We start from the raw sequence: 13,031 nt of genomic DNA, 5'->3' as shown, positions 1-13,031 counted from the left end.
AGTGATGGATAATTCACGTTCTGACGATTATCACCGTTGTTTGATAAATGTAATTAATCCGTTAATAGAGTGACTCCCTATGGCGCGCAAAACGAAGGCCGAGGCGCAGAAGACACGCCAGTTGTTGATTGAGGCAGCGATCGAGCAGTTTGCCGTACGGGGTGTGGCAAACACCACGCTGACCGATATTGCTGATGCCGCCAGCCTGACCCGGGGGGCCGTTTACTGGCATTTCAGCAGCAAAACGGAGATATTTAATGCCATCTGGCAGGAGCAATGCCCGCTGCGCGAGATAATCCGCGGTTTGTTATCTCAGGGAAAAGAGGACGATCCGTTGGTTATTTTACGAGAACTGTTTGTTACCGCTTTGCAATATATTGCCCGGGATCGTCGCCAGCGCACGCTATTGCAGATCCTGTATCACAAATGCGAATTTGAATCGGGCATGATTTCAGAATATGAAATTCGGGAGCGGATCGGCTTCAACTATGAAAACGTTCGCCAAATCCTGAAAAAATGCATTGCGGCAGGGCGTATTTCAACGCAGATCAATATCGATATGACGTTAATTGTTTTTCACGGTTTTTTTTGCGGGCTGATTAAGAACTGGTTAATGAGCCCGGAAAGGCTGGATCTGTATCAACAGGCCCCGGAGCTGGTGGATAACATTCTCTCGACGTTACCGGCGGCCCCGGCGGCGCGCCGGTTTTTTGAGGCCGCCTCGTAGCGGAACCGGCCCGGTCAGATTTGCTGCGCCAGCATGGCTTGCGGATCGTGGCTCAGGGCCTTAATGGTCTGCGCCGAAACGGGTTTTCCCAGCAGATAACCTTGCAAGGTGTTACACCCCAGCTCGGTCAAAAACGTTTGTTGCTCCTGGGTTTCCACCCCTTCGGCAACCACCTTCAGGTTGAGGGTCTTTGCCAGCGCCACAATGGCGGAAACGATAGTGGCATCGTCACCTTCGCCGTTGAGATCTTTGACAAACGCCCGATCGATTTTCAGCTCACAGGCCGGCAGCTTTTTCAGGTACAGCAGGCTGGAATAGCCCGTACCAAAATCATCGATGGACGCTTTCACCCCCGCCTGCGTCAGTTCGGTCAGCACCCGCACGCTCTCATCCGGGTTATTCATGGCCGTCGTCTCGGTCACTTCCAGGATCAGGGTATGGGGCGGAATTCGGTGTCGCGCCAGGCTGTTCATCACCGTATCTACCAGCTGGGGCTGTTCAAACTGTAGCGTGGAGAGGTTCACCGCCATCGACCATTCTGTATGCCCTTCAAGATGCCAGACGCGGAGCTGGCGACAGGCCTCATCGATCACCCAGTTGCCGATAGGAATAATCAGCCCGCTCTTTTCTGCCAGCGGCAGGAACTGGTCAGGGGATAACAACCCCTGCGAAGGATGCTGCCAGCGCAGCAAGGCCTCAAAGCCAACGATGGGGCCAACCGGGGCCTGGAACTTCGGCTGATAAACCAGATGCAGTTCCTGGCGCTCCTGCGCCAGCCAGAGATCGTTCATCAGCTGCAGCTGTTTCTGCGCCAGGGTATTCATCGACGGCTGGAAGAAATGGTAGCCGTTACGCCCCATATGCTTGGTGTGGTACATCGCCGCATCGGCGTTAAACATCAGCTCCCGCTGGTTTTTACCATCGTGCGGATAGATAGCAATCCCCACGCTGAGGGTCACCATCAGGTCGTACAGCTCAAGGCTGAAGGGTTGGTCGATCGCATGCACCAGCGAGCTTGCCAGCGATGCGGCATCATTCGGGGTATCGATCTCGGCCAGCAGCACAAACTCGTCGCCGCCAATACGGGCAAGGGTGTACTGACCTTTCAGCGGCTGTTCCAGACGTTCGGTAACGGCAACCAGCAGCTTATCGCCGGTGTCATGCCCGTAGGCATCGTTGACGGCTTTGAAGCCGTCCAAATCCATAAACAGCAGCGCGAAGAGCTTCCCTTCGCGATCGGCTTTGTTAATCGCCTGTTCAAGACGGTCCTCCAGCAGGACGCGGTTTGGCAGGCGCGTGAGCGTGTCGTGCAGCGCCAGCTGCGCCAGTTCGCGGTTCGCTTCCGCCAGCGACGAGGCCAGAAGGGCGGTGCGGGCCTGTAGCCTGGCATCAAACATCGAGACCAGCAGCGTAATGCCCAGAATGGAGAGCGCAACGACGCTCACCAGCACCGCCAGCCAGCTGCCGTTTACGCCCTGATGATGCATATGGGTCTGAACCGGGAACTGGGCGGCCTTCATCCCCGTGTAGTGCATGCCGGCAATGGCAACGCCCATCAGCACGGCGGCGCCCGCACGCATCAGCGCGACCTGGGCGGCATCGCGACGCAGACGAAACGTGAGCCACAGGGCGGCCAGCGAGGCGAGCAGGGCAATCACTACCGACAGCGCAACCCAGCGCATATCCCAGACGATAGCGGGCTCAACCTGCAATGCCGCCATTCCGGTGTAGTGCATCGCGACGATGCCGGTGCCCAGAATCACTGCGCCGGTGGACAAACGACGCCTGCGCAAGTGATCCCGGCTCACCAGCCAGAGGGCGAACAGTGAGGCGCCGATAGCAATGAACATCGAGAGGGCCGTTTGCGGCAGGTTATAGTTCAGCCGCATGGAGACATCCATCGCCAGCATGCCGATAAAATGCATGGCCCAGATGCCGATGCCCATGGCAATACCGCCGCCCGTCAGCCAGATACGTGCCGCGACGCCCGTACTGCCAACAACCCGGCCTGCCATATTCAGGGCGGTGTAGGAGGCAAGAATGGCGACAACAAAAGAGATAACCACAAGAAGTTGGTCGTATTGGCTAACCAGCATGATCTCATCAACTCAGACGCAGGGAGGTATTACGTGATACGGGGTGTGACGGGCTGAGACATTATCATCCAACAGGGATGCCTCAAAGGCTTTTAAGCCCGCACATTTTTCGAGGGAAACCAGGGGATTAATCCAGATCCGAGCAATTGATGAGCTTGAGTGGGTTCACCGAATCCATGTTGCGGCATTTGTCCGTTTCCGTAGACATCAACTCAATCCACTGCATTATCAGTGCATCAAAAAGGAAAACGCTAATCGCGAAGACGACTAACCACCCATACTTACGGATCATTCGGAGTTTCCGACAACAAAGGAAAAAGAGTGCAGGAAATATACACGAAAAATAGCGGCTGAGAAGTGGGCAGACGGATGTTTACGTTTCGGCTGTTAGCAGCGTGATGAGGGGAGCAAAACGGGGAGAGGCAGGGCATAAAAAAAGGCGCTTCCCCATGCCGGTTCGCGCCTTTTTATACAAGCATTTAGCTAATCGAAATTAGTTCATGCCGTACTTTTTCAGTTTCTTACGCAGCGTACCACGGTTGATGCCCATCATCAGGGCAGCACGGGTCTGGTTACCGCGGGTGTATTGCATCACCATGTCCAACAGGGGCTGTTCAACTTCAGCCAGTACCAGCTCATACAGGTCGTTAACGTCCTGACCATTCAGTTGAGCAAAATAGTTCTTCAGTGCCTGTTTAACCGAGTCACGCAGGGGCTTTTGAGTTACTTGATCCTGAGAGTTAACGGTGGAAACGGTCAGTACGTCAGAATTTACGCGTTGTTCGAACATAGTTCTGTCAGCTCTTTATTTCATTACGCAAGATTTTCGAAGTATGCCTCCAACGCCTCCAGCTGATCGCTGGCATCCTCTATGGCGTTGAATGTGCGCCGAAACTGGTCATTTGGAGCGTGCTCCTGGAGATACCAGGAGACGTGTTTACGCGCAATTCGGTACCCTTTTGTCTGACCATAAAAGTCATGCAATTCCCGAACGTGCGAACAAAGCAAGCGCTTAACCTCTGCCAGCGGCAGCGGGGTAAGCAGCTCCCCAGTGTCCAGATAATGCTGGATTTCCCGAAAGATCCAGGGTCTTCCCTGAGCCGCACGTCCTATCATCAGAGCATCAGCTCCCGTATAGTCGAGCACAGCTCTGGCTTTAAGCGGGTCAGTAATGTCGCCATTCGCGATAACCGGAATGGAAACTTTCTGCTTAACTGCCCGAATGCTGTCGTATTCAGCTTCGCCGTTGAACAAACAGGCGCGGGTGCGTCCATGTATGGTCAGGGCCTGAATGCCACAATCTTCGGCCAGTTGGGCAATCTCTACACAGTTACGGTGATCCGGCGACCAACCCGTGCGAATCTTCAACGTAACAGGAACGTCCACTGCGCTGACAACCGCCGTCAGGATGGACTTCACCTGGTCGGGGTATTGCAGAAGGGCTGAACCTGCAAGCTTGCGATTCACCTTTTTGGCCGGGCACCCCATATTGATATCAATAATCTGGGCACCACTTTCCACGTTAATACGCGCGGCGTCTGCCATCTCTTCAGGCACGCTCCCGGCAATTTGCACGGTGCGGATACCTGGTTCGTCAATGTGCACCATCCGAAGACGGGATTTATCGCTTTCCCAAACCTGCGGGTTAGACGACATCATCTCAGAAACGGTTAATCCTGCTCCCATCTCATAGCACAGCGTCCTGAAGGGCCGGTCGGTAATACCTGCCATAGGTGCTGCGATCAGGCGATTTCTGAGCTGGTGGTTTCCGATACGCATGAGTTAAGAAATGACCATACTGTGACTGCAAGGCGGCGTATCTTACGCATTTTTTGCACGAGATGAAAGGCCAAACTTTGAACAATCACCTGTTGCAGATCATGGAATCAGGCACAAAGCATAAGCCATAAAATTATATTCCATACAAATCATTCACTTAAATGCGTGTGGCGATTTTATGGTCGCTTACAATTTCCCAAAACTTCTCGTTTTTTCTTAAAGAATGAAACCTTAAGCGGAATAATCTGCTGTTTTAAGCAGCAGATTTCCGCAGTTCTTTGCGATCTGCGTCGCATTTTAGAACATGATCGTGATAGCTGGATTGCCTGTTCCTTAACCAAAAGGGGAGTTTAAAAAACAGGCAAACGAATAACCACTTACTTTTTACGACCGGTAATGCGGCACCACTCTTCTTTTTCAACCACCGGGTCGAGTGCGAAGAGATCGGTGTAGGCTTCGCATACGCTTTCAGCCTGGGTGGCAAGAATACCGGACAGGCCCAGCAGACCGCCCTCAACGGGCAGGACGCTGATTAACGGTGCCAGCTCGCGTAGCGGGCCAGCCAGGATGTTGGCGACCACCACGTCGGCTTTCATCACCGCTGGCTGGTCATTCGGCAGGTAGAGCTCAAGACGGTCGGAGACGCCGTTGCGCTGCGCGTTATCGCGGCTGGCCTGAATCGCCTGCGGATCGATGTCGATCCCGATCGCTTTTGCGGCACCCAGCTTCAGGGCGGCGATAGCGAGGATCCCGGATCCGCAGCCAAAGTCGATCACCGTTTTACCGTCCAGATCCAGACCATCCAGCCATTGCAGACACAGGGAGGTGGTCGGGTGGGTGCCGGTACCGAACGCCAGGCCCGGATCGAGCATCACGTTAACCGCATTTTCGTCCGGCACGTCGCGCCAGCTCGGGCAGATCCACAGACGCTTGCCGAACTGCATCGGGTGGAAGTTATCCATCCACTCGCGCTCCCAGTCCTTGTCTTCCAGCTGTTCAATCTTGTGCGCAAAACCGGCGCCCAGCAGCGGGTGATTTTCCAGAATCGCGACCACTTCGGCCATATCAGTTTCGGCATCAAACAGGCCGATGACGTCGGTATCGCCCCACAGGCGGGTTTCACCCGGCAGCGGTTCAAACACCGGAGTGTCATGCGTGTCCTGGAAGGTGACAGAGACCGCACCGGTCTCTACCAGCGCATCACTCATCTCTTCGGCGTTAGCACCGGTTGTATTCAGTTTTAGTTGGATCCACGGCATGGCAAAACTCTTTATTTATCAGTAGAAATCACGGCTGCCTGCGGCAGGGATTGGCCGAAACGGTTCCCTACCACAAACGCCAGCAAACTTAGCAGTAGCGAGGGCACAATCGGATGGAAGCCCAGATACTGAATTTTAAAGGAGGCGAGCACGGCATAGAGCACGCCACCGACGATCATTGCGCTCAGGGCACCGGCCGCGTTGGCGCGCTCCCAGTAGAGGCCCAGCACCAGCGGCCAGAGGAACACCGCCTCCAGACCCCCAAATGCCAGCAGGTTCAGCCAGATAATCATCTCAGGCGGCTTCCACGCGGCCAGCAGCAGCAACGCCCCCAGCACCAAGGTGATCATCGCAGACATCCGTTTCAGGCGACGCTCATTAGTCATCTGCTCCGGGCGCATGTTCAGGTAGAGATCTTTAATGATCGTAGCGGAACTTTGCAGCAGCTGGGCGTTAATTGTCGACATGATCGCCGCCATGGGTGCAGCAAGGAAGATCCCGGCAGCAAACGGAGGCAGTACTTTTACCATCAATGTTGGGATCACCAGGTCCGGCACGGTTAAGTCCGGGATCACCGCCCGGCCCAGTGCCCCGGCCAGGTGCATACCGAGCATCAGGATCGCCACCACGATGGTGCCGATGATAATCCCGCGGTGTACTGCCTTGCTGTCTTTATAGGAGATGCAGCGCACGGCCGTATGCGGCAGACCAATCACCCCGAAGCAGACCAGTACCCAGAAGGAGGTCATAAAGGTAGGGGAGAGGATGTCATCCGCGCCCTGCGGCGATACCAGCTTCGGATCGATGGTCTGCAGCGTTTCCACCGCATGGGTTAAACCCCCCGCTGCATGCACCACGCCTACCAGCAGCACAATGGTGCCAATCAGCATCACCATGCCCTGCATGGTGTCGTTGAGCACGCTGGCGCGGAAACCGCCAAACGCGGTGTAGAGCGCGATACTGATACCAAAAATCAGCAGCCCCGTTTCGTAAGGGATCCCGGCGGCAGTTTCTAGCAGGCGCGCGCCGCCGATAAACTGCACGGTCATGGCGCCGATAAAGGCCACCAGCAGGCTCAGGCTGGCCAACCAGACCAGCAGGCGGCTCTGATAGCGGGCAAACAGCATGTCGTTGAGGGTCACCGCATTATAGCGGCGCGCCAGAATCGCGAATTTTTTCCCCAGAATACCCAGCGAGAGCCAGACGGCAGGCAGCTGGATCATCGCCAGCAGCACCCAGCCCAGCCCGTACTTATAGGCTGCACCTGGGCCGCCAATAAAGGAGCTGGCGCTGATATAGGTGGCAGTAAGGGTCATCGCCAGCACAATACCGCCCATCGAGCGGCTACCGAGGAAATACTCGTTCAGGAAGGTGCCCGCCGTTCTTTTACGCATGGCGTAAACGGACAGACCAAAAACAACAAACAGATACGCGACGAGCGGCAGGATTACTTCAAGCTGCATTATCGTCATCCTCCAGCGGAATATCGCGATAGATGAACTTCACCATCGCCCAACAGAGCAGAATAAACACCAGCGGGATCAGCAGACAGGCCATCTCAAACCAGTGCGGAAGGCCGGTAACACCGATAGCAGAATCAGGTAAGTAAGCAGCTACTAACCACGCGGCGAGATAGAGAAGGGTTAACCACAGCGCCCAACGCGCTTCTTTGTGGGCCTGAACAAAACGTTTGTCCATTTTTTGTCCCTTGTGGATGAAGAAAGCGGGGATTGTACATGATGGGGCGTTCCAGGCCCCAAAAATAAAAAAGGCCGGATTATCCGGCCTTTTAGTAAAGATGCTGTATTACTTCTCGTTCAGACCGAGTTTCTTCTCCAGATAGTGGATGTTGGTGCCACCATGCTGGAAGTTCTCGTCGCTCATAATACGCATCTGCAGATCAACGTTGGTTTTGATACCGTCGATGATCAGCTCCTGCAGGGCGTTCTTCATGCGGGCAATCGCCACGTCACGGGATTCGCCGTAGCAGATCAGCTTGCCGATCATTGAGTCATAATACGGCGGTACGGTGTAACCGGCGTAAATATGGGACTCCCAGCGCACACCAAAGCCACCCGGCGCGTGGAAACGCGTGATTTTACCCGGGCTCGGCAGGAAGGTGTTCGGATCTTCGGCGTTGATACGGCATTCCACCGCATGGCCTTTAACCTGAACTTCTTCCTGCTTGATGGAGAGCGGTTGACCCGCCGCGATACGCAGCTGCTCTTTGATCAGGTCAACGCCGGTGATCATTTCGGTAACCGGGTGTTCAACCTGAATACGGGTGTTCATCTCGATGAAGTAGAACTCACCGTTTTCGAACAGGAACTCGAAGGTACCTGCCCCGCGATAGCCGATATCCACGCAGGCTTTGGAGCAACGCTCGCCGATGTAGCGACGCAGTTCCGGGGTGATACCCGGCGCTGGTGCTTCTTCGACCACTTTCTGGTGACGACGCTGCATGGAGCAGTCACGTTCCGCCAGATAGATCGCGTTACCCTGACCGTCTGCCAGCACCTGAATTTCGATGTGGCGTGGGTTTTCCAGGTATTTTTCCATGTACACCATGTCATTGCTGAAAGCTGCTTTCGCTTCCGCTTTGGTCATGGAGATGGACTGAGCCAGTTCAGCATCGCTGCGCACAACGCGCATACCGCGACCGCCGCCGCCGCCAGACGCCTTGATGATAACCGGGTAGCCAATGCGTTTCGCATGAGCACGGTTAGCATCCATGTCGTCGGTCAGAGGACCGTCGGAGCCCGGTACGGTTGGAACACCGGCTTTTTTCATCGCGGTGATCGCAGACACTTTGTCGCCCATCAGGCGGATGGTGTCGGCTTTCGGGCCGATGAAGATAAAGCCAGAGCGTTCTACCTGTTCAGCAAAGTTGGCGTTCTCAGAGAGGAAGCCATAACCCGGGTGAATCGCTACCGCGCCAGTGATCTCAGCGGCGCTGATGATAGCCGGGATGTTCAGATAGCTTTTTACGGACGGAGCCGGGCCGATACAGACCGTCTCATCCGCCAGTAATACGTGTTTCAGATCGCGGTCCGCGCTTGAGTGCACAGCGACGGTCTTGATGCCCAGCTCTTTACAGGCACGAAGAATACGCAGTGCGATCTCGCCGCGGTTGGCGATAACAATTTTATCCAGCATGTTCGCCTCGTTACTCGATGACGACCAGCGGCTCGTCAAATTCAACCGGCTGACCACTTTCGACCAGAATCGCTTTCACAGTACCTGACTTGTCAGCTTCGATCTGGTTCATCATTTTCATGGCTTCAACGATGCACAGGGTATCGCCCGCGTTAACTTTCTGGCCCACTTCGATGAACGCTTTAGCGTCCGGGCTCGGGGTGCGGTAGAAAGTACCAACCATTGGGGAACGTACGATGTGACCACTGATTTCCGCTGCTGCTGGCGCTTCCATTGCTGGAGTAGCCGCCGGAGCGACAGCGTTAGACAGAGCTGGCTGCTGCATCATTGGTGCAGCATAAGCTTGTTGCATAACCGGGAAGCCTGCGTTTGGCGCGGCACGGCTGATGCGTACAGACTCTTCGCCTTCAGAAATTTCCAGTTCGGAGATGCCTGATTCTTCAACCAGCTCGATCAGTTTTTTAATCTTACGAATATCCATGAGTGGGTTCCGTACTCTTTGTTTAGTGTGATTGTGACAGGCGTTTTACCGCTGTCTGTAAAGCGAATGAATAACCGTCAGCCCCCAGTCCACAGATGACGCCAGAGGCGATATCCGACAGGTAGGAGTGGTGGCGGAACGGCTCCCGCGCATGCACGTTGCTGAGGTGGATCTCAATAAATGGGATGCTCACTGCCAGCAGCGCGTCGCGGATAGCAACACTGGTGTGCGTAAACGCGGCCGGATTAATCAGGATATAGTCCGTTGTGTCTTTAGCCTGATGAATGCGGTCGATGAGTGCGTACTCCGCGTTTGACTGAAAATGGTCAAGTTCCACATTGAGCGTCGCCGCTTCGCTACCCAGACGGTTAACAATATCGGTTAACGTCAGCGTGCCATACTTCTCGGGTTCACGGGTGCCGAGCATATTCAGGTTCGGTCCGTTTAAAACTAAGATGTGAAACTTGTCAGCCATTGTGCCGCTATCTCCTGCGATTCTCCGGTAAAAAACAAAATATACCTTAGATGCGCGATTGTCACCCTTTCCGGGTCTGAAAAACCCGTCGGGGAAACCAAAGTCGCACATTATAACGATTTCGTAGCATTTGGCAGCTAAATACTGGTCTTATCAGGGAAGATTATCAACAGCATTCGGATAAACACCCGGGAAGGATAAACGATCTGCGGGAATCAGCACATTTTCGCCCGTTATCGCCACCACTGGCGAAACTTCTTATAACGCCATGCCAGAAGCACGCCTGCCAGCACAGCGTAGATGATCGGCTGCGGCGAGAGGATTTTCACTGACCAAAGGTAGTGGATGGGGGCAAGGATCGCGACAAGATAGACAAAATTATGCAGAAGTTGCCAGCGCCTTCCCAGTTTTCGCTGGGCGTACTGGGTAGAGGTGAGGGTCAATGCCAGTAAAACTATCCAGCTGATAATCCCCAGGGTTAAGTAAGGACGAGTCACCAGTTCGCGTCCCAGCAGAGCCAGATTGTTAATCCCCAGCTCCAGAAACGCATAGCTGGTGAGGTGCAGCGTCGCCCAGGCGAAACACCATAGCCCAAGCAGGCGGCGGGTGCGGATCAGTAAGGGCTGTTTCGCGTAGCGCGCCAGAGGGGGGACCAGCAGGGTCGCCAGTAAAAATTTCAGCGCGGTGCGGCCGGTAAAATGTTGAATATCTTTTGCCGGATCGGCACTCAGGCCGCCGTGATTGATGGCCCAGAATAGCCATATAAAAGGAAGCAGCCCCGCAAGATGCAGGGCGACCTTCAGCCAGGTAATCTGTTTTGCCGTCAGACGCACTTAGAAAAACTCCCGTAAGTCGAGACCGCGGTAGAGCGATGCTACCTGGTCGGCATAGCCGTTAAACAGCAGGGTGGGCTGACGTTTGACATCCAGCGCGCCGCCCGAGCCAATAAACCGCTCGGTAGCCTGCGACCAGCGCGGGTGATCCACGTGCGGGTTCACGTTAGCGTAGAAGCCGTACTCATCCGGGGCCGCAAGGTTCCAGGTGGTGGGTGGGCGCTCGCGGGTCAGCTTGATACTGACGATCGATTTGATGCCCTTAAAGCCGTATTTCCACGGCACGGTCAGGCGGATGGGGGCGCCGTTTTGCGGCGGCAGGGCTTTACCGTAGACGCCAACGGTAAGCAGCGTCAGCGGGTGCATCGCCTCATCAATACGTAATCCCTCCACGTACGGATAATCGAGTCCGCCGCCAATGAACCGGTCTTTCTGACCGGGCATGATCTCCGGTGCGTAAAGGGTCTGAAAGGCGACGTACTTCGCGTTGCTGGTGGGCTCTACCATCGCCAGCAGTTTATGCAGCGGAAAACCAATCCACGGCACCACCATCGACCAGGCCTCGACGCAGCGCATGCGGTAGATACGCTCTTCCAGCGGGAAGCGGGTGGTCAAATCGTTATAATCAAGGGTCAGGGGTTTTGCCACTTCCCCGTCGATTTTCAGCGTCCAGGGATCGGTCTTCAGGCTGCCGGCGTTGGCCGCCGGATCGGCTTTATCCAGGCCGAACTCATAGAAGTTGTTATAGCCTGTCACTTTCTCTTCAGGGGTTTTGGCGAGGTTGCTTTGCCACTGGGCGGGCTGGGTAAAAGTCAGGGGCTTCCCGGAGGGCGCTTTCGGACGATCGTTGCCCTTAAACCAGTCCAGCAGGTCGGCCTGGGCGAGAGGCGAGAGCGTCAGCGCACCGGCACCGATCCCCAGCATCTTCAGGATCTGGCGGCGCTTGAGCATAAAAACGGATTCCGCGGTGATATCGGCTTCCGTCAGGGGTTTCACTTTCATGGCATCCTCCGTCATGCGTTTTTCTAAGCATGACGGAGGAGCAGGGTTAAAGCGAATATGTCACGAAAATTTGAAGATTAACCCAGCTTCACCAGCGTACGGCCCTGAATCTGGTTACTGATGATCTTCGCGGCATACTCCGGGGCCTGCTCAAGGCTAATCTGGGTGGCGCTTTGCGTATAGAAGGAGGCTGGCAGATCGCGAACCAGTCGCTCCCATGCCTGGGCGCGACGCTCTGGCGGGGTCATCACCGAATCGACGCCCTGCAGGCGGACGTTGCGCAGAATAAACGGCATCACCGTGGTCGGCAGGGCAAATCCGCCCGCCAGGCCGCACGCCGCCACGCAACCGCCGTAGTTCATCTGCGCCAGCACTTTCGCCAGCACTTTATCCCCGACGGTATCGACGGCACCGGCCCAGATCTGTTTCTCCAGCGGGCGGGTCTCAGCGAACTCGTCGCGGCCCAGAATGCGGCTGGCACCCAGGGAACGCAGATAGTCATGGGTGCTTTCACGGCCGGAAACCGCCGCCACCTGATAGCCCAGATTGTGCAGCAGGGCAACCGCGGTACTGCCGACGCCGCCGCTGGCACCTGTTACCACTACTTCACCGGACTGCGGGGTGACCCCGGCCTCTTCCAGCGCCATCACGCACAGCATGGCGGTAAACCCGGCGGTGCCGATGATCATCGCCTTACGGCCATCGAGCCCGTTCGGCATTGGCACCAGCCAGTCGCCGTTGACGCGTGCCTGCGCGGCCAGCCCGCCCCAGTGATTTTCGCCCACGCCCCAGCCGGTCAGCAGCACCTGCTGGCCGACATGGAAACGCGGGTCTTCGCTGGCGTGCACGCGGCCCGCAAAGTCGATACCTGGAACCATTGGGAAATTACGAATAATCTTGCCGGTGCCCGTAATGGCGAGCGCGTCTTTGTAATTCAGACTGGACCAGTCGATATCAACGGTCACGGCCCCTTCCGGCAGGCGGCTCTCTTCGATAGATTGCACTGATGCAAGAGTTTTGCCTTCCTGCTGTTCTAAGATCAAAGCCTGCATACGAATTCCTTACTCAGCATGATGATTGGAAAAAATTTTTTGAAGACTATACTCGCTCATTGACATGCAATGCCGATTTAACGCAATAAATTGCCAGATACACCGGATTTGGTAGTATGCCGATGCCGTATTGCGAGTTAGTGCTCACTTGCTATCCTCATCAACTCACGG

Annotated in this window: 14 protein-coding genes; 1 reads left to right on the top strand and 13 read right to left on the bottom strand. The window is 55.4% G+C overall.

What is annotated here, in order from left to right:
- Positions 1 to 79: 79 nt before the first annotated feature.
- Complete coding sequence (gene envR / locus ES815_RS07545; RefSeq protein WP_142487307.1) at positions 80 to 727, top strand: acrEF/envCD operon transcriptional regulator; 648 nt, start codon at positions 80 to 82, stop codon at positions 725 to 727.
- A 14-nt stretch (positions 728 to 741) separates the two neighbouring features.
- On the opposite strand, the gene ES815_RS07540 is transcribed toward envR, so the two are convergent.
- The 13 genes from ES815_RS07540 to ES815_RS07480 form a co-directional block, all read right to left on the bottom strand.
- Positions 742 to 2,823, bottom strand: coding sequence for a putative bifunctional diguanylate cyclase/phosphodiesterase (locus ES815_RS07540; protein WP_142487306.1), 2,082 nt, complete (start codon positions 2,821 to 2,823; stop codon positions 742 to 744).
- A gap of 127 nt (positions 2,824 to 2,950) precedes the next feature.
- Positions 2,951 to 3,115 (bottom strand): DUF2556 family protein, encoded by a 165-nt coding sequence (locus ES815_RS07535; protein ID WP_142487305.1) that lies wholly within the window; start codon positions 3,113 to 3,115, stop codon positions 2,951 to 2,953.
- Positions 3,116 to 3,316: 201 nt separating this feature from the next.
- Positions 3,317 to 3,613: a DNA-binding transcriptional regulator Fis gene (gene fis, locus ES815_RS07530; RefSeq protein ID WP_000462905.1), complete on the bottom strand. Its 297-nt coding sequence runs from the start codon at positions 3,611 to 3,613 to the stop codon at positions 3,317 to 3,319.
- Positions 3,614 to 3,636: 23 nt separating this feature from the next.
- Positions 3,637 to 4,602: a tRNA dihydrouridine synthase DusB gene (gene dusB / locus ES815_RS07525; RefSeq protein ID WP_142487304.1), complete on the bottom strand. Its 966-nt coding sequence runs from the start codon at positions 4,600 to 4,602 to the stop codon at positions 3,637 to 3,639.
- Positions 4,603 to 4,979: 377 nt separating this feature from the next.
- Positions 4,980 to 5,861, bottom strand: a complete 882-nt coding sequence (gene prmA / locus ES815_RS07520) for a 50S ribosomal protein L11 methyltransferase (protein ID WP_142487303.1) — start codon at positions 5,859 to 5,861, stop codon at positions 4,980 to 4,982.
- Positions 5,862 to 5,872: 11 nt separating this feature from the next.
- On the bottom strand, positions 5,873 to 7,324 hold the full coding sequence (panF, locus tag ES815_RS07515) for a sodium/pantothenate symporter (protein ID WP_142487302.1): 1,452 nt from the start codon (positions 7,322 to 7,324) through the stop codon (positions 5,873 to 5,875).
- Positions 7,314 to 7,559 carry a YhdT family protein gene (locus tag ES815_RS07510; RefSeq protein ID WP_142487301.1) on the bottom strand — a complete coding sequence of 82 codons (246 nt, stop codon included), beginning with the start codon at positions 7,557 to 7,559 and terminating at the stop codon, positions 7,314 to 7,316. Before ES815_RS07510 ends, panF begins: the two co-directional genes overlap by 11 nt.
- A gap of 108 nt (positions 7,560 to 7,667) precedes the next feature.
- The gene (gene accC / locus ES815_RS07505; RefSeq protein WP_142487300.1) at positions 7,668 to 9,017 is read right to left on the bottom strand and encodes an acetyl-CoA carboxylase biotin carboxylase subunit; all 1,350 of its coding nucleotides are present in this window, start codon (positions 9,015 to 9,017) and stop codon (positions 7,668 to 7,670) included.
- A 10-nt stretch (positions 9,018 to 9,027) separates the two neighbouring features.
- Positions 9,028 to 9,498 carry an acetyl-CoA carboxylase biotin carboxyl carrier protein gene (gene accB, locus ES815_RS07500; protein WP_142487299.1) on the bottom strand — a complete coding sequence of 157 codons (471 nt, stop codon included), beginning with the start codon at positions 9,496 to 9,498 and terminating at the stop codon, positions 9,028 to 9,030.
- A gap of 22 nt (positions 9,499 to 9,520) precedes the next feature.
- The gene (gene aroQ, locus ES815_RS07495; protein WP_142487298.1) at positions 9,521 to 9,973 is read right to left on the bottom strand and encodes a type II 3-dehydroquinate dehydratase; all 453 of its coding nucleotides are present in this window, start codon (positions 9,971 to 9,973) and stop codon (positions 9,521 to 9,523) included.
- Between the two features lie 233 nt (positions 9,974 to 10,206).
- Complete coding sequence (msrQ, locus tag ES815_RS07490) at positions 10,207 to 10,806, bottom strand: protein-methionine-sulfoxide reductase heme-binding subunit MsrQ (RefSeq protein WP_142487297.1); 600 nt, start codon at positions 10,804 to 10,806, stop codon at positions 10,207 to 10,209.
- Complete coding sequence (gene msrP, locus ES815_RS07485) at positions 10,807 to 11,808, bottom strand: protein-methionine-sulfoxide reductase catalytic subunit MsrP (protein WP_142487296.1); 1,002 nt, start codon at positions 11,806 to 11,808, stop codon at positions 10,807 to 10,809.
- Positions 11,809 to 11,885: 77 nt separating this feature from the next.
- Positions 11,886 to 12,860 carry an MDR family oxidoreductase gene (locus tag ES815_RS07480; protein ID WP_142487295.1) on the bottom strand — a complete coding sequence of 325 codons (975 nt, stop codon included), beginning with the start codon at positions 12,858 to 12,860 and terminating at the stop codon, positions 11,886 to 11,888.
- Between the last annotated feature and the right edge of the window lie 171 nt (positions 12,861 to 13,031).

The sequence above is a fragment of the Leclercia adecarboxylata genome, from assembly GCF_006874705.1.
In the GTDB taxonomy this organism is placed as follows: Bacteria; Pseudomonadota; Gammaproteobacteria; order Enterobacterales; family Enterobacteriaceae; genus Enterobacter; species Enterobacter adecarboxylatus_C.
Note: the sequence above shows the minus strand (reverse complement) of the source record. Positions and strands in the feature narration are given on the sequence as shown.